The sequence below is a fragment of the Aquipluma nitroreducens genome, from assembly GCF_009689585.1.
GTDB classification, from domain to species: Bacteria; Bacteroidota; Bacteroidia; order Bacteroidales; family Prolixibacteraceae; genus Aquipluma; species Aquipluma nitroreducens.
Genome location: NZ_AP018694.1, coordinates 508,384 through 526,962, shown reverse-complemented (window position 1 = coordinate 526,962; position 18,579 = coordinate 508,384). Strand labels below are relative to the sequence as shown.

The following is an 18,579-nucleotide window of genomic DNA, read 5'->3' as shown; positions in this document are numbered from 1 at the left end:
CATTAATTTATAAATCCGATTGGTGCCAGTTTTTCCCTGACACCAATCATTTTATTATCAACACATGAAAAATGCATTCTTTGGATGCCTACTGATGCTTATAGCATTAGTAACCCATTCCCAAACCCGGAAGAATTTTTATATTCCTGACCTTAACGGCTATAGAATTCTAAAATGCGATTTACATATTCATACAACCTTCTCCGATGGGGTTGTATGGCCAACAGAACGAGTTGAAGAAGCCTGGAACGATGGGCTGGATGCTATTGCCATTACCGACCATTTGGAATATACCCCACACAGCAATTACCTAAAAGTCGATCACAATGCAGGATATGACATTGCGAAAGGAATTGCTGCCCAAAAGGATATTCTGCTTATTCACGGAACTGAAATTACAAAAAAAATGCCAGGACATTTTAATGCACTTTTCATTAAAGATGCTACCAAAATTGCAAATGACGATTATAAAAAAGCCATTGAAGAAGCTAATAAACAAGGGGCTTTTGTGATTTTAAACCATCCCCGTGAGGCTGTCCCCAATGGCGGCGAATGGTGGTATAAAGAACTTGACGAACTTTTTCGGGAAAACCTCTTTCAGGGAATTGAAATCTTTAACTGGAATGATTATTATCCAAGAGCTTTCGATTGGGCACTAAATAAAAATATGACGATATTCAGCGCAACCGATATTCATAACGAAAGTGCCTTGTATCTGAGTCAGTTGCACATGGCTCGCCGCCCGATGACCTTGGTCTTTGCCCGGGAAAGATCTATCGATGGAATCAAAGAAGCATTGATCGCAGGACGGACGGTTGGTTTTTTTAGGAATGTGATCTATGGAAAAGAAGAACTGGTCAAAGAGCTATTCCTGAAATCAATTCAAATTGGGAAAATACACCACGACATTAGCAGAAATGCTTCTGTGAGTATCTCGAATACCAGCGACATTCCATACATATTAAACCCTATGAATCAGGATAAAAGTTCGGCATCTATTCAGCTTGGAGCCAAGGAATCTGCAATATTCGCACTTCCTTCCGATAGCACATCCATACTCGAATATGAGGTAGAGAATGTCATGATCCGTTCAAACGAGAAACTAAAAATAAAATTGACATTCATAAAAGACTAAAAACGCATCTTATTTTGTTAGTAACATAAATAAACAATGAATAAAAGTACAATTTTAATACTATTGGCAACAGCTTTCTTGTTCGCCAGTTTCAAAATACAGTCTACAAAAGTCGATCTGGTAAAAGCAGTTGGAACAGACACACTAAAAAGCGCTAATGCTGAAATTGGTTTGTTGAATTCACTAACTGAAGATGAAAAAGCTCAGGGTTGGATACTGATGTTCAATGGTTCCACCAGCGAAGGATGGAGAGGAAACAACAGACCCGATTTCCCTTCAGGATGGGTTATCGAAGACGGTTGTCTGAAATGCCAGGCATCCGGAAGAGGTGAGCCGGGTGCTGCCAACGGTGGTGACATCCTTTATGACAAACAAATGTTTTCCAATTTTGATCTGAAGCTGGAGTGGAAAATCTCAGAAGGTGGAAACTCAGGCATTTTCTATCTGGGAAAAGAAGTTAAAGGCTGGCCTATTTACAAAACAGCTCCTGAGATGCAAGTACTAGACAATGATCGACACCCAGATGCGTTGTTGGGGAAAGACGGCAACCGTAAAGCAGGTTCGTTATATGACCTGATTTCCGCTAATCCTCAAAACGCAAAACCAGCAGGAGAATGGAACAGTGTCGAAATTATCTGTTATCAGGGAACGGTAATTCATAAAATGAATGGTGAAGTAGTTGTCGAATACCATTTATGGACACCCGAATGGAATGAACTCGTAAGAGGCTCGAAGTTTCCACGGCTTAATCCCGATTGGACAAATGTTAACAAAGAAGGTATAATCGCTCTGCAGGACCATGGAAATGACGTGTGGTTCCGAAACATTAAGATTCATCCCCTGTTTTGAACGATTTAATAATCTTTTGCTTGACGATGTTGTAAGAAACTTTTAATAACCACTATTTCCAATAGGAAAAATAGTATTGTGAAATCATATTAAGTAATAAGAACTATTTATTGTTGTATTCATAAACGCTAAATCCTTTGACCTTAAAGGAAGAGCGAAAAACGAAATACGACATTATTCCATTTTTCATACTTAAACTTGAAAATTTAAATTGTTTATTGACTATCTAATTAAACATAAAATGCATTTACAGGTTAGGGAAATTGAACTGTTATAGAATCTGGTGGATGGGCGAAAATTATTAACGGGCTTTACAGAAGCCCAAATATTAACAGTTTAAATTTTAGCTATGGAAGCATGTTGTGAAATCATCTTGGACCTAGAGAATGACCTGTCCCGGATGAAAGACGTTTCGGAAAGCGTACCGGAACAATTGGAGTATGCCGTCGGGCAGTGCAAGGTAGCACTGGATCGAATGCGCAAACTTGTGGTTAGTGAAGGTTTTCCCGACCAGAAGTTGGAAATATACTTTTTCAAGAAGATCAAACCGGCGGTTTACAGCAAGCTGTTATACTATCGGGCTGTTTTTGAAATTGAGTCCAATCGTAATGAAATAGACATAAAAGGGCAGAAGAAGTATTTTCAGCAGCAAATGGACAAAATCAAGGAATACATGGATAAGCACCAGCCGAAAGTCCAGTATTACAAGTGCAATTTCAAGCATCTTGACGAGAAGTATTTTGTGCGTGAAAACAATGAAATCCCGATGGAAATTCGGGGAGACCAACACCTGTTGGATGAAGACTTCTTTACATGGCATGACCACACATTCTCGACAATCAGATCCAATGAAATGCTGATGGATTATCTCCGAAAAGAGATGGAACATCTAGAAAGCTCAGGTAAAGAGACTACGGAAATCTTTAAGTCGACCCTGCGTTGGACTGGAAATAAAATTGACTTTGCCGAAATACTTTACTCAATTCATTTTTCGAATGCAGTCAACGACGGCAATACTACGATCAAAGAATTGGCCGAAGCGATGGGGTATATTTTCAATGTGGATGTAACAAAAGACATTTACAAATTCTATATAGAAATCAAGCAGCGGAAGGTTGAAAAAGCCAAGTTTTTGGATCATCTGAAAGCCATTCTGAAACGCAGGATCGATGAAGATGACAAATTTCAAACTCCTTAACAGAAAAGTAAAAATGATCGAAAATTAATTTTTACGGTATGTTTTATATCTTTGCAATTGATAGAATAATGATTCGAAAATGATCATCGGAATAGATTTTCCGATGAAGTAAACTTATAAAAAGCGTTGGCTTTTTATTCTTGCTTCTAAAACTGCCAAATTTTAAGTACAACAAGGATAAATGGATGACGCTCATGCTTTGGCGTGGGCTATTCCTGATTGTTGTACGGGTGCTTGGCAGTACCTAGAAGCAGTTGGTTGTGGCTTGCGCCACTTTTTTGAATAATGCTCAAATAAATTACTCCAAAGCAATTTTATCATGTCAAGTCTTTACACCGAAAAAATTCGCCAAAATGCTGATCTGCTTGTCCCAATCTCAGAATGTCCGTTTGGCGATCCAATCGCTGGATGCCCCTTCATCCCTTATTATGCACTGAAGAATGAACGAAAGCAAATGGAACTAGTTGAAGTTATCCCACAGGAAGAACTGGATGAACTCCGCAAATTCCATCGTGACTGCATGGCAAAATACAGGAACGGAGAATGGAAGCCGAAAAATCCAAAAATGAAAACAATATAAAAATCGGCAGAGGAATTCCACCCTTCCCCTGTTATATCATTCCTTTCCCAATTGGATATCGTTGGCTATATAATGTTGCTATTTCTCTCCAAATTCTTGTCTGAATAAAATATCTCTATTATCTATTTGAATTGTATTATATCTGATTATTTATCAGTGTAATATTGTATTGCCTTGTGAATTCTTTTCTTTTTATTTAACCATAAAAAACACCCCGCCTGAACTCGTATTGACAACAAATGATTTTTGAAGGCTTCAAATTTGGGACTATTCAAAATGTACCAATTTAAATTTAAAAGTTATGCCTTCAGAAATTATTACAACCGACGATCTGCGAGAGTTCAAAACCGAATTACTTACTGAGTTCAGAAAGATGCTGAAAGAGCATCATGGTCTGCCATCCAAAAAGTGGCTCAAATCCTACGAAGTCAAAAAAATGCTTGGTATTTCTCCGGGAACCCTCCAGAACATGAGGATCAATGGAACCATTCCGTTTACAAAAATGGGAGGAATCCTTTTCTATGATTCCGAAGACATTCGTAAAATACTGGAAGATAACAAAAATGTGCCCAGGTTCAGTTTCGACGGGAAACGATGAACTACATCAGGCACCTGAGCGGATTCTTTATCCGGCTGGCTGAAGATCAGCGGATGACACCCTATCACATTAGCCTGTATTTTGCACTGTTCCAACAGTGGAATGCGGAACGATTTGGGGATTGGTTTGTCATTTCCCGAAGTGAAATGATGCAACTGTCCCGGATCGGATCTGCCAACACGTACGCCCGTTGCATAAAAGAGCTGTCTGATTGGGGATATATCTTATACACCGCTTCGTCCAACTTCCACTCAGGTAGCCGGGTCTCCTGTATTAGATTCGATACTGCAACTGATACTCCAAGAAATACAAGAACCGATACCGGTATCAAAACTAATACTTCAACCGATACCGGTAATGATACCGGAAGAAATACCGGTATTTCAGGCAGTACCGAAAACGATACAGGAAGGGATACAACAAGTGATACCGGTACTAAATCTGATACAACAAATGATACAGGAAGAAATACCGGTACTTCCAGCAATCCCAAAAGTGATACACGAAGCGATACTGCCAGTGATACCGGTATCACAGTCAATACCGAAACTGATACAGGAAGAAGTACCGCAAGTAAAAAAAAAGATGCTGCCAGTATCAAAACTGATACCGGATGTGATACAGGAAGTGATACACTTCTTATAAACAGTCTAAACAAAAACAAACAGGAAGAAAAGTCAGTCAGAGGAAATCAAAAATTAAATGTTGATGAAAACGAAAAAAAACAAAAACGACTGCGAACGACCAATTCCGAAAATCTTCCGGATGAGAAATTTCAGGTTCCGGATTTGTCCGAGGTCGAACAATTTTTTGAACAGAACCAGTTTCCGCGCAGCGAGGCTCAGAAGTTTTACGCCCACTACCAGTCCTCGGGCTGGAAGACGGGAGATATGAAAAAAATAATTTCCTGGCAGGCCGTTGCCCGGAAATGGATGAACAATACCCAAAGTTTTAAAACAGATGAACGAGAATTCAATCAAATCGGGACCAGCAAACACAGTGTCACCGTCAACAAAAATTACGCTGAACCCTTATGAACAGATAGCCAATTATAGCGGCGGAGTGTTTAATTTCAATTTACAGACCAGTCTGCTATGGATGGAAGAACGGGGTAAAATCCTGTTTGGGAACCACTTTGCGATAGTTCCAACGGATATAGAGCTGATCTACAAACTGCTGGTTTATGCCATCGGCGACCAGGAAAATGCCGAAAGGCACGGGATCAACCTAAGAAAAGGTATCCTCTTGTGCGGCCCAATCGGCTGCGGCAAGACCAGTTTATTAAAGCTCATTAGCTATTTTTGCCCAAGAGAAACCCAATACCAAGTCAAACCAACAAGAGAGATTAGTTTTGAGTTCGAAAAAGACGGATTTGCAGTGATCAACCAGTACAGCAAGGGATCGTTTGTCAGGTATGCCAACATGCCTTTCATCCCCAAAGTGTATTGTTTTGATGATTTGGGATTGGAACAAACCCCGAAATATTACGGCAATGAATGCAACGTAATGGCCGAAATCCTGCTGAATCGCTACGATCTTTTCATTTCAAAACGGATGCTAACACACATCACCACCAACCTTTCTGCATCAGAGTTGGAGGAGATATACGGCAACCGCATCAGAAGCCGGATGCGCGAAATGTTTAATTTGGTAGCCTTTGACCGGGACACCAAGGACAAAAGGGCTTAGGATAAAAGCCATAAAAGATAAACACCAAATCAGGTATTAGCCGATGTTTGGTTAGTTGGTTCTGCGGCCTGTTCGCGCTTTGGCTCCGCCGGGCGCGAACAAGCCTCGATTCAGCATGGAAGAGTGGTCCAAGCCGGTTCAAAGATCAATCCCTGTCATTTCATGCCTGGATTGACTTTTCCCGTCATTGGGCCACACTTCCCCGTTTTTTTAGGTTTAAAATGAATTTAGAGGTTTAGAACTCCTTTTAGCAGGTATTTCCCCTGTACCCCGGCACATTCGCTTCCCTCGCTTTATCGCTCCCTTTCCCCGTTCGTGCCTCACCGGGACCGGTCGCTCAATTTGCTCGTTCAGCTCATAAGCCGGGTTGTACCGCACGGCAAGAGTAGCCCGATTCATTCTATTGCGCCCGCCCGGTTTCCCCACAACCACTTCCCTGTACAAAACCGGATGCAGGGCTCCATTCCGGCCCTGGCTGTCAGCTTCATTCCATTTCCGGGCCACACTTGCCTTTCGCCCGCCTGCTCTCAAAAATTTTGGTCAGTTAATCGTTTCGTCAAAATCAAAAAGCAAGCCTAATTTAGCCAGTCTCCACACAACCCAACGTCGGAACAAATGCAAGACCAAAGCAAGTGCCCCGCTTTTTTAATCATTTTGGTTTTCACTTTTATCAAAGTATTACTAAAGAAAGCGGGACAGCCTTGCATTTCCGCCCCGACCGGCTCTTGATTGGCTTTCTTTTTCTTTTTTTTTGACTGTTTTTTCTTTTTCTTTTCGAAAATGATCCGGCTTTCAAATTGATCCAAAACCGATCAATTCAAATTACTTCTATTCAGGAACCAATTCAATCCCTATCAAATCTATCCAAAATTTATTATTAACAAATTGATTATCAATCAATTTGTTAATAATAAAAACACCCCACCTGAACTCATCTGTACAAATGGTTTGATTCCAAAGCCGGAGATTTGCAGCGATGATTTAGAAAATGGATTCCAAAATCCAATTCAAGCCCATCAGCAGTTATCAACTTATAAAAAGATAAAATATGTTTGGAATCGATCAAATTAGTTGGGGGCAATTCATTCAATTCATTACAGGAGCCCTTATTTTATGGAACCTGTCAATTGTCCTTATGGCGCTTGTCAATAAAAAAAACAATCGGAAAACTCTTTTTGAGGACGACCAATTTACTCCGGTTCTTTCTGAAGGATTGCAACCCATTGCCGTTTCCTCGAAGGATTATCCTTCTGAGCTTATCCCGATCCGGTTGACAGAAGCGATTCTCTTACCTGTTTCCTTATACGAAGAAACCGGGATGGACGACGGTTATCCCATCGAGTGCTTTACAAATCACAATCATCCGCAATTGCCAAAAATTCTGGAGAACATCCAGTTTCAGTCATAAATCATCCTCAATTATTCATTCTTAAAAACTCAAAGTTTCATGAAAACAGAAGTTCAGCGTTTTTTTAAAGGGGTGGAAGCCCTTGTTGCATTCCTAATCCTTGGCATTTACCAAACGATGGCCCAGTCCGCTGCCGGGATTGACCAAGCTACAGCCGAAGTCAGTTCCTACATTGACCCGATCTCGAACCTGATCATTGCTATTGGTGCCGTAGTCGGTTTGATCGGTGGTGTTCGTGTTTACATCAAATGGCAGAGTGGCGATCAGGACACACAGAAAGCCATCATGGGTTGGTTTGGTGCATGTTTGTTCCTGATTTTGGTGGGAGTGGTGATCAAAGCATTCTTTGTCTGATGCAGGGCTATCCGGTCAAAAAGGTGGATACCCGGTTGTATATCAAAGGGCTTTCCGGCCCTTTGGTATTCCGGGCATTGTATGGCATCATTGCGACTTTCTTTTTGTTCTCAGCACTCTACATTCTAGTCGGTGTTTTCCCTGCCGTTCTGATCGGGGTTCCTGCTTTTTTCGGATATCTCTACCGGCTCAACACCATCCAGAAGAAGTACGGTCCGGAAGGGTGGGGCAAGAAACAGACCGCCAGAAAGCTGCCTCAATTCATTAGCTGCAAACGACGAATTCCTCAAACATTTTCCATATGAAGATCAAGAACCTTGAAACGATTCTCCCAATACTGGGATTCAACAACGACATTCAGGTTTCCAATAACCTGGATATGACCATCGGGTTTCGGCTTCAGTTGCCAGAAGTGCTCTCGTGTAGTACCGAGAAACTGTATATGCTACATGATACCTTTCAGCGGATGATCAACCTGTTGCCAGCCGGAAGTTTTATCCATAAGCAGGATTTCTTTCTGGTCAACGAATTTCATCCGACAGATTTGGAAGAAGAGTCCGAAATAAATAACACTGAAAGTCTGAATGAATCATACCTGGAACACTTTGACGGAAGACATTACTTAAAGCACGACTGCTGTTTTTACATCAGCTTGCTGAATAAAGGTCTTCTGAAAAGTTATCTGGAATCTGCCCTGATCTTTTCCCGGAAAGATCGCAACCTGGAAAAATTGCAATACGACAAGATCAACGAACTGAAAGGAAATGTGATGGCCATCTTTCAGCAAAACGGAATTGTCTGTAAGCCCATATCTATGGAAGAAGCCATCGGAGATGATCATTCCCTGGGACTGATCGAACGCTTTTTGAGCCTGAACTTTACTGAAAACCATCCGGCTCTTGGCGGGATCGATTTCAGAGATAGGCTGAAAGTAATGGATCAGTTTGTGGAAGTATTGTCATTAAGCGATTATTCCCACATTCCGGCAGAACTCAGGCCCGCTTCAGAACATCCGCAGACAGGACTGCCTGTGTCTCTGGTTTATCCGGTCAGTTATCATCTGCCGTTTTCGCACATCACCAACCAGTTCATTTACATTCCCGACCAACAGGATATCAAAGGCTTTCTGGAAGGCAGTTACAAAAAGATTTTCAGTTTATCCAAATTCTCATCCGAGAACAAAGTCAATTCAGGGCTGATTGAATCCTTTCTGGACCAGGTACAAACATCTGGAGAAAAAATCGTGAAAACACACTTTAATGTGATGCTTTTCAATTCAGCACTGAAAGATTTGAAGCAACACAAAAGCGAAACCAGTTCCGCTTTTTCGATGATGAACTGTTTCCCTTACCAGCACACCCATGATCTGCCAATGCTGTTTTTTTCTTGTGTGCCGTTTTCAACGCAGCTTCCTGAAACAGAGCTTTTTATCACCCAGGTTCCACAGGCTTGCTGTTTGACCAATTTTGAAGGGGAACTGAAAAACAGTAATTCTGATTTTACCATACGGCTTTCCGACCGCTTGGAGGGTTGCCCGGTGAAGATTGACATTTCGGATGAACCGACGCACAAACACCTGATCCATAACCGCAATAAAATTATTATTGGAGGATCAGGTTCAGGAAAATCGTTTTTCACCAACCATCTGCTCAGACAATATGCAGAAAGCGGCAATTGCCACATTGTGCTGTTGGACGTAGGTAGAAGCTATGAACTGCTGACCATCTACCTGAACGAAAGACTCAAAGACCAGGGTGGAGCAATGATGGTGGAGTTTACTACTGAAAATCCGATTTCGTTCAATCCTTTTATTTTGGAAGGCGAACTCGACATTGAACGCAAACAGACTATTTTGTCGGTGATCTATACCATTTACAAGGAAAACCTTTCCGAGATGGAGAAGGATGTGATTGCCCATTCATTAACAGCCTTTTTTGAATCAGACTCAAATGAGCGGTCTTTCAATGGTTATTACGAATTCTGCGAAAGCTACATTCCAACACTGGTTAAAGAACAATCCATCCAGTTCAACAGCAATGAATTTTTCTTCATTCTGGGCAAATATTATCGGGGAGGAGAGTATGACTATTTGCTGAACAAGCAGATGGATACCGATGAGTTTTTCCGGTGCCCATTTATTGTCTTCGAATTAGATAACATCAAGGATCATGCAACGATTTTTCCGGTTGCCACCCTGATCATTATCGACATTTTCATGCAGAAAATGAGGCGGTTAAAAGGTGTTCGAAAGGTCCTGTGCATCGAAGAAGCATGGAAGGCCATTGCCACTCCACAGATGGCCAGCTACATCAAATACTTCTACAAAACGATCCGCAAATTCTTTGGAGAAGCGATGGTGGTCACCCAAGAAGTGGACGATGTGATTTCCTCTCCGGTGATCCGGGATGCGATTATCAACAATGCCGATACCCGAATACTACTTGACATGAGCAAATTTCGGAACAAGTTCCAGAGTATCAGCGATACCCTTGGATTGTCCGACTTCCAGAAAGACCAGATCCTTTCGATCAATAAAAACCTGCCTTCGGGAAGAAAGCTCAAGGAAGTCTTTATTGGCCTTGGAAGCTACTCTCAGGTTTATGCACTGGAAGTGAGTAAGCCTGAATACTACTGCTACACCTCTGAACAAAGCGAAAAGGAAGCGATCCTGAAAAAACTCCAGGAAGGGCAGGATCAATCCTTTGTCGAAATCCTCAAATCCATGTAAAACATCAACAATTACAGTCATGCAAACAATTACAACAACGCCAACAACGAGAACAAAAGCACCATTTTTAACCATTGGGATAGTTGTTTTATTCAGCATACTCATCCCCAAAAACACTTTTGCCCAGGCCCCGGTGACTGATGTGGGGGCAGGCATCCAGCGCGAAACCTTATGGGAACAGGAAAAGGGAATCCTGTCAGAAATTAACTGGTACAATGTGCTGATTAAAATCCTGAACGGCGATATCAAAGGGTTAACCTCAGAACTGGTTGGGATTGATCAGAAGAAACTTGCAAGCCTTCAAAAGGTGAGCTACCTGATCAAAGATTACAAGCGCATCAAGCAGACCAAAGAGATGCTGGATAAGATCATCTACATCTATACAACCAAATTACCCTTGCTGGTTGAGGACGAAAACTTCACAACACGACAAGCAGCGGTGATTGTCGAATCTTTTGACCTGGTACTGGATGACAGTCGCCAACTGGTCACCACCATTTTGAATACCATCGTGGAAGATGACCTGTTTATGATGGACGACAAACAGCGGTATGACACCATCAACGGGATTTATAACGAAGTGAAAAAGCATTACGGAACGATCTGTTACCTCTACAACAAGCTGGCCTGGGCATCCTACCAAAGAAGTTTCAATACCGGGCAGATCGAAAAGTTCGCCTTTTACTATACCCTCTATGATTAACAATCAACGGCTAATTACAGAAGAAGCTATGAAAACAATACTTTTCATTCTCATCTTTCCCTTGGCAGCTCTGCTGCCGGGGAAGGAATTGAAAGCCCAGGTTTTTGACATTAAACCGTGGAATGGAACTTATCCGGACATGCAAGGAACCTATCCGCTTTCTTTTATTGCCTTCAAAGGCAGCCTGATCCCCATCCCTCATGTTTTTATCCGCACCTGGCCTACCCACTATTATATAGAAGTAATAGCGGAACCGGTCTATGATACTGAAGGTTATGTTGGATTGCTGAAAGTCAACTTGCTGAAACTTGCTGAACGGTTATTTGAAAAGTCACAGATAAAAGGCAGGCACGAGGAGACGGAGCAAATCAAAAACAATACAGAAACCCAGCGGGACATTGAAAAGAAGATCTTCGATGCCAATTCCGACCAGTTGCCCGACGTTTACAGTATCGCTTCCGGATTTATCCGGCTTTATATCAGTATCGACAACCTGGATAAATTGCCCAACTGCAAATGGCTCAGGCAAACCTATCAAAAGGAGGCTGATGAGTTACTGACCCGGTTTATTTCCGTCAACCTGTTTCTGACCGACCACGGCAAAAAGCTGGAAGCCTTTGACGAAATCCATTGCGAACTAAACAAGCAAATCGGAGAGACTGACTACACCTACCGAAAGGTATTACACTTTCAGGCTTTCAACAACAATGTGCCTCAGTCCTATGCTTTCCTGAAGGACTAACAATTAACCATTGATCATTAACCATTTAAAACTTGATTCATGCTTTTACAAGTAATGAGTACCCAAAGCTTTTTCCAATTTACGGATGTACTGGTCCGCGGAGGCCTGGACAATGCCCAGTTGCTGGTGAATATGGCCCGTGCCATTGGCGGCATCGCCGCTTTTCTGTACATCTCCAAACGCATCTATGAACAGCTGATTGCTGATAATCCAATCTCACTTTTACCCTTGCTTAGGCCTTTTGCACTGGTGCTGGTCATTACCTTCTGGGCTCCCTTTGTTCAACTGCTGATGGTTCCCACCAAAGGGCTGACCAAGCTCTCTGAAGCCATCTATGCAGACAAAAAACACATTGTAGCAGCCAAACTGGAAGAAAAGCAGGATGCCATCCTAGCGGTCGATTTGCCTTCCTTTCAAGAGAATGAAGAAAAAGAAGCAGCGCTATGGGACAAAGGGGTTAACCTTCTTTTGACCACCTATAACATTGTTTCTGGAAGGGCATTGCAACACCAGATCAACTTCTACTTTATGGACAGTGTCCGGCAGCTTCTGGAATCCTTTTTTGAAGCGCTGGTCTATCTGATCGCTTTTTTGCGAACCGTCTTTTGTGTGCTGCTGATCATCTTCGGGCCGTTGGTATTTGCAGTCTCTATCTTTGACGGCTTTCAGGAAAACTACCTGCAATGGATTGCCCGGTTTGTGAACGTGAACCTGTATTTACCCATCGCATTGATTGTCCTTTCATTGGTTCAGGAAGTACTGATTTATGTGCTTGATGCCGAGATAGCAGCCACCAAAGCCTCGTTGATCTACCAGCCCTCACTGTACTACGTTTCCAACATGGTTGTTCCGGTTTGTGGCATCGTAGGCCTGATGATGGTACCCAAAATTGCATCATGGATTGTCAGCGCATCCGGTACCGGAAGCGGCGGGGGGCGGATGGTGAAAACAGCAGCCATGATGATGATCACCAAAGGGGCAATGAAATAATCTAATCTGAATTTATTAAATCTCAAATAATCCAAAATCAAGATGAACAAGATATTTGATATCCAGCGTAAATTCCGGTTTACTGTTTATGTCCTTTTGGCTGTCAGCCTGCTGATGACAGGCTTTAGCACCTTTGTTTTTACCCGTTCAATGGTGCTGGTCGAACGTTCCCGGCAGAAAATCTATGTGCTGGACAACGGGAAATCCCTTTTGCTGGCACTTCGTGCCGACATCACGGACAATCGGCCATCAGAGGCCAAAGACCATGTAAAACGCTTTCACGAGCTGTTTTTTACGATGGAACCCGACAAACAGTACATCGAAAACAATGCAAGGGAAGCACTCTATCTGGCGGATGGTTCAGCCATGAAACAGTACCAGTCCTACAAAGAAAACAACGTCTATAACCAGATCATTGCTTCTGACATCAGCATGACCCTGACAACCGATTCTGTCCAGATAGACTTCTCAGCCTACCCTTACCAGTTCCGGTTTTTCGGACGGCAGAAAATTGTCCGCAAATCCAACATCACCATTCGCAACCTAGAAACCTCCGGACGGCTCCGGAACATCTCCAGGACAGACAATAACCCGCACGGGTTTATGATCGAGGATTGGCTGATAACGGACAACAAAGATTTGGAAACGATGAAACGCAAGTCCTTTTAATTTTTAAAACAATGATAATGAATACTGAAAATACAAAATCCAAAAACCTTGTGAGCCAAATCAGTGAAGCTATCCGCTTCCATGAATGGATCAAGCGGCTGGACCAGAATGATCAAAAACTAGACCCGGCCAAACGGAAGAAAAAGTGGATGATCATACTGGTTGCATCGTTCCTGATTTACCTGATTTCGTTCTTTGTTTTCCCCAAACCGGCAATCACCTATGAACCCATTCAACCGGTCAGTGAAGGAAACCCGGATACAGCGAAAACACTGAAACACAAAAAATCCCTCTCTTTTGAAATGCCTGTTGACTCGTTTGAAAACGCATTAAAACAAGAAATACATGAAAAGTTACCTGAAAAGAAATAAGCCACTGCTATTCCTTCCACTGGTCTTGATTCCCTTTATTGTACTGATATTTTATGTACTGGGAGGTGGAGAAAAGAAGGCAAAGGAAGAACAAAAGCAAAAAGAGCAGCAAGTGGCAAAGGGAGCGAATTACACCCTGCCGGATGCTGATAAAAGCGTCGCCATTTACGACAAGATGGACAACTATTCTTCGAAGAAGGAAGTCACCACCAGTCATGACTACAATATTGCTGGGGAGACAGATTCCACCAACGAGGAAAACCTGGAAGAAGAAACTCTCACCGAAGAACAGCTACTTTCTGGAAGGAAGAACCTGTATAAGAACGATCCGGTTCCTGAATTGAATGCTGATGTTTCGACTGACCTTATGGCACACATCCGGCAAAAGGAACGGACTGTTCGGGAAGATCTGGAAAACAGCCAAACAGAAACGAAATCAAAAAATGCGGATGCTGACTCAAATCAGGAAGAGAAAGACAAAGGGGATTTAAATAATCAAAAAGGATCAGCTTCAATTGCTCCAACCGGCATTGAAGAACTGGACAAGGTATTCCGGCAAAACAGCAGACTGGCAAAACAGAATGATTCCCTGAACATCCGGCTGAAGGAAACAACCTCCATTAACGAAAAGCTGGAAGCCGAAAAGAACAAACGTTCTACTCTGGAGAAAGGTGGCAAGTCCGAGTTTAAACCCAAAGATACAGCAGTCCCGGTTATTGAGGCTGAGGTTTATGAAACTACTACAGTTTTGACCGGCAACCGGGTGAAGCTGAGACTTCTGGAAGAAGCCTGGCTGAATGGAGTTAAAATCCCGGCCAACACTTTTTTGTATGGCATCTGCGAAGTCAGCAACGAACGCCTTCAGATCGAAGTGTTGCAAATTCCGGTTGTTGAAAAGTTTGTTCCGGTTCAGGTAACGGTTTGTGATCTGGACGGATTGCCAGGCCTGTATGTTCCCGACAATGCCTCCCGAAAAGTTGCCAAAGAGGTTGGTAGCAGCGCCAACACTTCCTCAATGTTCGGAGCAAGTAACAATCCGCTGACTTATATGGGAATGCAAGCTGCCGACAAAACGGCTCAATCTATTCTCCGAATGATCAAAATCAAAAAAGTCACCATCAAAAAAAATACCCTAGTCTATTTAATCAACAAAAGTAAATAACCATGAAAACCTTTTTAATCATTTTGATTTGTGCATTGATCCAGATTTCGGTTGACGCACAAAATATCCTAAAAATATCTGATAGTAAAACCAGTCATCTGGTTTGCCCCGATAAAGTCAACTACGTGCAGGCCGGTGATTATTCAATAGTCCAGGCCGAAGTTGTTCCGGAACTTTCAAATCTGATCCGGGTGAAAGCCGTGCAGCCTTTTGACAAACCGACCTCCCTGACCGTTGTTTGTGCGGACCAGATTTATTCTTTCGAACTTCAATTCGGCAACGATGCACCGATCACGTACCCGATTGAAACTTTTGATTCCCAAAAAGCTATGACATTTTCCGGTAAGATGATGCCTGACTATCTTCTGAAAGACCTTTGTGATCAGGTCCTGGATCAGCATAGGCATAGGTTTCGGAAACGCAAATCAGAAAAAGACGGAATCAAGGTTCGCCTGAATTCGATCAGCCTGAAAAACGAGGCACTCTTTTTTGAGCTTCAGATCACCAACAAAACCACCATGGCTTATGATGTCGAAAGTTTTAACTTCTGGATCACCGATAAGAAAAAGGCCAAAGCAACCAACGTACAGGAATACCAAGTCTTTCCGCAGTACCAGCGGAACAAGGTACTGCGTATTCCGGGTGAGGTTACTGTTCGGGAAGTATTTGTGATCGAAAAGATGACCATTCCTGACCAGCGTATCCTAAAGATCGAACTCAATGAAAAAGCCCTGGGCAACACAGGGCGAAAACTCAGCTTCAACCTGAAAAACAAGGATATCCTCAAAGCCAGATCCCTGAAATAAATCAAGCGAGAGGAAAATTCAATCATAAACATCACACATTTTTTAATCCTGTTTACCTGCGTTTCCCGGAAGGGGACGCAGGGGCTTTATATCCTGAAAATGGAACACGAATCTCATGAACTGGTTAAATTGCATGAAGGCTTTCGGTTCTTCAGCTACCTGTTATTGTTTTTATCCATGTACCTGAACCAATTGGGTTACTTTATATTGCACGGGATAGACATCCCTGCTTTTCATCCGCTGGTGGCCAAAATGCAAAACCTGACATTTCTGGCAAACGTTTATAAATCCAAGACCGTTTGCCTGGTGTTTTTGGCGATTACATGTGTTGGAACTAAAGCCCATAAAGACCGAGAACTGGCTGTTTCTACCATAGTCGGGCAGGTGATTGCCGGGCTCATTTTATATTGGGGAAGCCTGATCCTGTTCAAATCTTACCCGGTGTCCTATCTGACCCTGACTTTCTTTGGCTTTGTTTTACTGAATATCGGATTTGACAACATCTCCAAACTGATCAACGTCAATTTGATGAAAGATCGGTTCAACGTGGAGAATGAAAGCTTTCCACAGGAAGAAGTTTTAAGGAAGAACGAGTACTCGGTCAACCTGCCAACCATTTACCAGCATAAAGGCAGCGAGCACAATGGCTGGATCAATATTGTCAATCCGTTTCGGGCCACAATGGTGATTGGCACTCCCGGCTCTGGAAAATCTTTTTCGGTGGTATTGCCATTTATCCGGCAACACCTGAAAAAAGGGTTCTCGATGTGCGTTTATGATTTTAAATATCCGGATTTATCCTTGGTTACTTATAACCATTTTCTGAAGGCAAAGAAAAGCGGAAAGCTCCCGGAATCAAGCCGGTTCTATGTGATCAATTTTGAGAACATTCAAAAATCTTTTCGCTGCAACCCTTTGGCGCCGGAGTGGATGGAAAGCCCAATTGATGCTTTTGAATCATCCAGGACGGTACTGTACAACCTGAACAGGGAATGGATACGCCAGCAGGGAGAGTTCTTCTCCGAATCCGCCGTTTCCTTTTTTGCGGCGGTAATCTGGTTCTTGAAAAAATACAAAGATGGTCGTTTTTGCACTTTGCCCCATGCTATTGAATTGCTTCAGATAGACTACGACGATCTGTTCGCGGTAATGGAACAGGAAAAAGATGTGGCCAACATCATCAACCCGTTTATCAATGCCCATAAACGTGGGGCAAGGGAGCAACTGGAAGGACAATTGGGAAGCCTGAAGATTGCCATTTCCAAGATCATCAGCCCTGAGATTTACTGGATATGTTCTGGTAATGATTTCTCGCTGGACATCAATAACCCTGACTCTCCCAAAATCCTTTGCCTGGCTAACGATCCGCTTCGTGTAGAGATGTACGGTGCTGTCCTGTCTCTTTACATCACCAGGATGCTCAAGGTTATTAATAAGAAAGGGCAACGGCCATCCTCACTGATCTTTGACGAGCTGCCAACTATTTATTTCCGGGGGCTGGACACGTTGATTGCCACAGCAAGGAGTAACAGAATATCTACTTTATTGGGTGTCCAGACCATCGATCAACTGATCCGGGATTACGGGAAAGAACAGGCCAATGCCATTACCAGCAACATCGGCAATGTGTTTTGCGGACAGGCTGCCGGTGAGACTGCCAAGTTTATCCAGAACCGGATGGGCAAAATCCTTCAGGAACGGCAATCGGTCAACATCAACCGCAATACACAATCCTCCACCTTTTCAACCCAACTGGACTTTCTGGTACCTGAAGGCAAGATTGCGACCCTGCCACAAGGATATATGGTTGGCCAGGTTGCCGACAACTTTGGAGAAGCCATCGCACAGAAGAATTTCAATTGCCTGGTTCATGTTGATGTGAAAGCCCAGCAGTGGGAGGAAGGCCGTTTTGTTCCCATTCCGGACTTTTATCAGTTTGACAATATCCCGGAAGTACTGGAACGCAACCGCACCAAAATCCAGAATGACATCCGGACAATAACCCTTCTGAATTCAGAATCAGATCAAAAAGATCAATCAAATCCAAAATCTTTAACGAATAAAAAAATCCAAAAACAATGATCGAACAAACGCTTTACTTCAAATGCAGGCCATCCCAGCTTCTCAATCTGGAGAATTTCCTGCTAACCCTTTTATTTATTCCGATAGTTATCCTGATGGATATGATGCTTAAAGAGCACCATCTGGCTTTTCTTCTTCCGGAAAAAATGGCTGTCCATGTGAACAGGCTTCCGGTTTATCTTTCAATTCTGGTAATGCTGAACCTGATCTGGCAAATCCTAAAAGTTTATTGCATCAGTTATGAAATTGATCCTGAAGAGCTGAGATACTATTCAGGGATACTTAGCAGGAAGCATGAGTATATAGAACTTTACAGGATTAAAGATTTCAGAGTAGAAAAACCAATGATTTACCGCATGTTCGGCCTTGGAGACTTGACTATCTATAGCTCTGATAAGACTACACCGGTACTCCAACTGAATGCCATCAGTGAACCGGAAGAAAAGTATAAAATCCTTCGTGGTTTGGTGGAACTGAACCGCATGGAGAAACATGTATTTGAGGTTGATTAACCC

General features: G+C 42.6%; 22 protein-coding genes. 20 read left to right on the top strand and 2 right to left on the bottom strand.

Annotated features, from left to right (window positions below; genetic code table 11):
* The first annotated feature begins 64 nt into the window (after positions 1-64).
* The 7 genes from AQPE_RS02195 to AQPE_RS02165 all read left to right on the top strand — a co-directional run bounded on the left by AQPE_RS02195 (position 65) and on the right by AQPE_RS02165 (position 6,049).
* Positions 65-1,135, top strand: a complete 1,071-nt coding sequence (locus AQPE_RS02195; protein ID WP_318349408.1) for an Sb-PDE family phosphodiesterase — start codon at positions 65-67, stop codon at positions 1,133-1,135.
* 36 nt (positions 1,136-1,171) lie between these two features.
* A complete protein-coding gene (locus tag AQPE_RS02190) occupies positions 1,172-1,984 on the top strand; it encodes a 3-keto-disaccharide hydrolase (protein ID WP_318349407.1) in 813 nt (270 codons plus the stop codon).
* 349 nt (positions 1,985-2,333) lie between these two features.
* Positions 2,334-3,182, top strand: coding sequence for an RteC domain-containing protein (locus AQPE_RS02185; RefSeq protein WP_318349406.1), 849 nt, complete (start codon positions 2,334-2,336; stop codon positions 3,180-3,182).
* A gap of 319 nt (positions 3,183-3,501) precedes the next feature.
* A complete protein-coding gene (locus tag AQPE_RS02180) occupies positions 3,502-3,762 on the top strand; it encodes a hypothetical protein (protein ID WP_318349405.1) in 261 nt (86 codons plus the stop codon).
* Between the two features lie 301 nt (positions 3,763-4,063).
* On the top strand, positions 4,064-4,360 hold the full coding sequence (locus AQPE_RS02175) for a helix-turn-helix domain-containing protein (RefSeq protein ID WP_318349404.1): 297 nt from the start codon (positions 4,064-4,066) through the stop codon (positions 4,358-4,360).
* Positions 4,357-5,397: a hypothetical protein gene (locus AQPE_RS02170; RefSeq protein WP_318349403.1), complete on the top strand. Its 1,041-nt coding sequence runs from the start codon at positions 4,357-4,359 to the stop codon at positions 5,395-5,397. The genes AQPE_RS02175 and AQPE_RS02170 overlap by 4 nt, the downstream gene beginning before the upstream one ends.
* Positions 5,321-6,049, top strand: a complete 729-nt coding sequence (locus AQPE_RS02165) for a P-loop NTPase family protein (protein ID WP_318349402.1) — start codon at positions 5,321-5,323, stop codon at positions 6,047-6,049. The genes AQPE_RS02170 and AQPE_RS02165 overlap by 77 nt, the downstream gene beginning before the upstream one ends.
* A 216-nt stretch (positions 6,050-6,265) precedes the next feature.
* Here AQPE_RS02165 and AQPE_RS02160 read toward each other — a convergent pair whose 3' ends face one another.
* A complete protein-coding gene (locus AQPE_RS02160) occupies positions 6,266-6,580 on the bottom strand; it encodes a hypothetical protein (RefSeq protein WP_318349401.1) in 315 nt (104 codons plus the stop codon).
* A gap of 44 nt (positions 6,581-6,624) precedes the next feature.
* Positions 6,625-6,855 (bottom strand): hypothetical protein, encoded by a 231-nt coding sequence (locus AQPE_RS02155; protein WP_318349400.1) that lies wholly within the window; start codon positions 6,853-6,855, stop codon positions 6,625-6,627.
* A 242-nt stretch (positions 6,856-7,097) separates the two neighbouring features.
* Here AQPE_RS02155 and AQPE_RS02150 point away from each other — a divergent pair, with 242 nt between their 5' ends.
* The 13 genes from AQPE_RS02150 (at position 7,098) to AQPE_RS02090 (ending at position 18,576) form a co-directional block, all read left to right on the top strand.
* Positions 7,098-7,457: a hypothetical protein gene (locus AQPE_RS02150; RefSeq protein ID WP_318349399.1), complete on the top strand. Its 360-nt coding sequence runs from the start codon at positions 7,098-7,100 to the stop codon at positions 7,455-7,457.
* 39 nt (positions 7,458-7,496) lie between these two features.
* On the top strand, positions 7,497-7,811 hold the full coding sequence (locus AQPE_RS02145; protein ID WP_318349398.1) for a DUF4134 domain-containing protein: 315 nt from the start codon (positions 7,497-7,499) through the stop codon (positions 7,809-7,811).
* The gene (locus AQPE_RS02140) at positions 7,811-8,116 is read left to right on the top strand and encodes a DUF4133 domain-containing protein (protein WP_318349397.1); all 306 of its coding nucleotides are present in this window, start codon (positions 7,811-7,813) and stop codon (positions 8,114-8,116) included. Before AQPE_RS02145 ends, AQPE_RS02140 begins: the two co-directional genes overlap by 1 nt.
* Entirely contained in the window at positions 8,113-10,539 is a 2,427-nt protein-coding gene (locus tag AQPE_RS02135; protein WP_318349396.1) for a TraG family conjugative transposon ATPase, read from the top strand. The genes AQPE_RS02140 and AQPE_RS02135 overlap by 4 nt, the downstream gene beginning before the upstream one ends.
* A 19-nt stretch (positions 10,540-10,558) precedes the next feature.
* Complete coding sequence (locus tag AQPE_RS02130; protein ID WP_318349395.1) at positions 10,559-11,242, top strand: hypothetical protein; 684 nt, start codon at positions 10,559-10,561, stop codon at positions 11,240-11,242.
* A 28-nt stretch (positions 11,243-11,270) separates the two neighbouring features.
* Positions 11,271-11,984: a hypothetical protein gene (locus tag AQPE_RS02125; protein WP_318349394.1), complete on the top strand. Its 714-nt coding sequence runs from the start codon at positions 11,271-11,273 to the stop codon at positions 11,982-11,984.
* Positions 11,985-12,023: 39 nt separating this feature from the next.
* On the top strand, positions 12,024-12,974 hold the full coding sequence (locus AQPE_RS02120) for a hypothetical protein (protein WP_318349393.1): 951 nt from the start codon (positions 12,024-12,026) through the stop codon (positions 12,972-12,974).
* A 42-nt stretch (positions 12,975-13,016) separates the two neighbouring features.
* Complete coding sequence (gene traK, locus AQPE_RS02115; RefSeq protein ID WP_318349392.1) at positions 13,017-13,643, top strand: conjugative transposon protein TraK; 627 nt, start codon at positions 13,017-13,019, stop codon at positions 13,641-13,643.
* Between the two features lie 17 nt (positions 13,644-13,660).
* On the top strand, positions 13,661-14,014 hold the full coding sequence (locus AQPE_RS02110; RefSeq protein ID WP_318349391.1) for a hypothetical protein: 354 nt from the start codon (positions 13,661-13,663) through the stop codon (positions 14,012-14,014).
* The gene (gene traM, locus AQPE_RS02105) at positions 13,989-15,176 is read left to right on the top strand and encodes a conjugative transposon protein TraM (RefSeq protein ID WP_318349390.1); all 1,188 of its coding nucleotides are present in this window, start codon (positions 13,989-13,991) and stop codon (positions 15,174-15,176) included. The genes AQPE_RS02110 and traM overlap by 26 nt, the downstream gene beginning before the upstream one ends.
* A 2-nt stretch (positions 15,177-15,178) precedes the next feature.
* Positions 15,179-15,982 (top strand): conjugative transposon protein TraN, encoded by an 804-nt coding sequence (gene traN / locus AQPE_RS02100; RefSeq protein WP_318349389.1) that lies wholly within the window; start codon positions 15,179-15,181, stop codon positions 15,980-15,982.
* A 99-nt stretch (positions 15,983-16,081) separates the two neighbouring features.
* The gene (locus tag AQPE_RS02095) at positions 16,082-18,064 is read left to right on the top strand and encodes a type IV secretory system conjugative DNA transfer family protein (RefSeq protein ID WP_318349388.1); all 1,983 of its coding nucleotides are present in this window, start codon (positions 16,082-16,084) and stop codon (positions 18,062-18,064) included.
* Positions 18,061-18,576, top strand: a complete 516-nt coding sequence (locus AQPE_RS02090) for a PH domain-containing protein (protein WP_318349387.1) — start codon at positions 18,061-18,063, stop codon at positions 18,574-18,576. Before AQPE_RS02095 ends, AQPE_RS02090 begins: the two co-directional genes overlap by 4 nt.
* Positions 18,577-18,579: the final 3 nt, after the last annotated feature.

Bases quoted from the DNA above. Each gene is read 5' to 3' on its own strand.
- AQPE_RS02175 (WP_318349404.1), top strand. From the start codon at position 4,064: ATGCCTTCAGAAATTATTACAACCGACGATCTGCGAGAGTTCAAAACC.
- traM (WP_318349390.1), top strand. From the start codon at position 13,989: ATGAAAAGTTACCTGAAAAGAAATAAGCCACTGCTATTCCTTCCACTG.
- AQPE_RS02095 (WP_318349388.1), top strand. From the start codon at position 16,082: ATGGAACACGAATCTCATGAACTGGTTAAATTGCATGAAGGCTTTCGG.
- AQPE_RS02165 (WP_318349402.1), top strand. From the start codon at position 5,321: ATGAACGAGAATTCAATCAAATCGGGACCAGCAAACACAGTGTCACCG.
- traK (WP_318349392.1), top strand. From the start codon at position 13,017: ATGAACAAGATATTTGATATCCAGCGTAAATTCCGGTTTACTGTTTAT.
- AQPE_RS02125 (WP_318349394.1), top strand. From the start codon at position 11,271: ATGAAAACAATACTTTTCATTCTCATCTTTCCCTTGGCAGCTCTGCTG.
- AQPE_RS02185 (WP_318349406.1), top strand. From the start codon at position 2,334: ATGGAAGCATGTTGTGAAATCATCTTGGACCTAGAGAATGACCTGTCC.
- AQPE_RS02110 (WP_318349391.1), top strand. From the start codon at position 13,661: ATGAATACTGAAAATACAAAATCCAAAAACCTTGTGAGCCAAATCAGT.
- AQPE_RS02140 (WP_318349397.1), top strand. From the start codon at position 7,811: ATGCAGGGCTATCCGGTCAAAAAGGTGGATACCCGGTTGTATATCAAA.
- AQPE_RS02120 (WP_318349393.1), top strand. From the start codon at position 12,024: ATGCTTTTACAAGTAATGAGTACCCAAAGCTTTTTCCAATTTACGGAT.
- AQPE_RS02150 (WP_318349399.1), top strand. From the start codon at position 7,098: ATGTTTGGAATCGATCAAATTAGTTGGGGGCAATTCATTCAATTCATT.
- AQPE_RS02170 (WP_318349403.1), top strand. From the start codon at position 4,357: ATGAACTACATCAGGCACCTGAGCGGATTCTTTATCCGGCTGGCTGAA.
- AQPE_RS02180 (WP_318349405.1), top strand. From the start codon at position 3,502: ATGTCAAGTCTTTACACCGAAAAAATTCGCCAAAATGCTGATCTGCTT.
- AQPE_RS02195 (WP_318349408.1), top strand. From the start codon at position 65: ATGAAAAATGCATTCTTTGGATGCCTACTGATGCTTATAGCATTAGTA.
- AQPE_RS02145 (WP_318349398.1), top strand. From the start codon at position 7,497: ATGAAAACAGAAGTTCAGCGTTTTTTTAAAGGGGTGGAAGCCCTTGTT.
- AQPE_RS02135 (WP_318349396.1), top strand. From the start codon at position 8,113: ATGAAGATCAAGAACCTTGAAACGATTCTCCCAATACTGGGATTCAAC.
- AQPE_RS02190 (WP_318349407.1), top strand. From the start codon at position 1,172: ATGAATAAAAGTACAATTTTAATACTATTGGCAACAGCTTTCTTGTTC.
- AQPE_RS02090 (WP_318349387.1), top strand. From the start codon at position 18,061: ATGATCGAACAAACGCTTTACTTCAAATGCAGGCCATCCCAGCTTCTC.
- traN (WP_318349389.1), top strand. From the start codon at position 15,179: ATGAAAACCTTTTTAATCATTTTGATTTGTGCATTGATCCAGATTTCG.
- AQPE_RS02130 (WP_318349395.1), top strand. From the start codon at position 10,559: ATGCAAACAATTACAACAACGCCAACAACGAGAACAAAAGCACCATTT.